This is a genomic window from Streptococcus cristatus, assembly GCF_003943505.1.
GTDB lineage: Bacteria > Bacillota > Bacilli > Lactobacillales > Streptococcaceae > Streptococcus > Streptococcus cristatus_E.
Map to the genome: position 1 here is coordinate 1 of NZ_RJPS01000110.1, position 561 is coordinate 561.

The 561-nt window shown below is 37.8% G+C and carries 1 pseudogene; it reads right to left on the minus strand.

The annotated features are described in order from the left end of the window. Nucleotides 1-238: 238 nt before the first annotated feature. Nucleotides 239-561: pseudogene (locus D8792_RS11265) on the minus strand (glycoside hydrolase family 13 protein); the annotation flags it as partial.

Sequence of the window (561 nt, forward strand, 5' to 3'; positions counted from 1 at the left end):
CTGCTCTTAGATTGGGTTTTTGAAATTTGAGTAACTCTGACAAGTCTTTAAGTTAGATTTCCAAAAATTAATTTGTAGCAGATTCCAAATCTTCCGCAAAGATCACAAAGCCTTTTGGTAAGATATGAAGCTGCCCAGACAAGATTTGGCAATGACTTGCTAGAGCTACAGCTGCTCTTAGATTGGGTTTTTGAAATTTGAGTAACTCTGACAAGTCTTTAAGTTAGATTTCCAAAAATTAATTTGTAGCAGATTCCAAATCTTCCGCAAAGATCACAAAGCCTTTTGGTAAGATATGAAGCTGCCCAGACAAGATTTGGCAATGACTTGCTAGAGCTACAGCATCACTGTCTTCTACAAGATAGTTTTCAGTTGATTGGTTAAAAATAGCTTGGACCTTTTGTCCATCGTAATTCCATTCCAGAGATAGCACATCAGGCTTGATTTCTTCTAGACCATATTTCCCATGCTGGATAATGCCTGAAGCATCCTTACGAAGATGAATCAACTTCTTCATGAAATTAAGCATGTCATTGCTTTCGGAAACACGTTCCCAAGGCA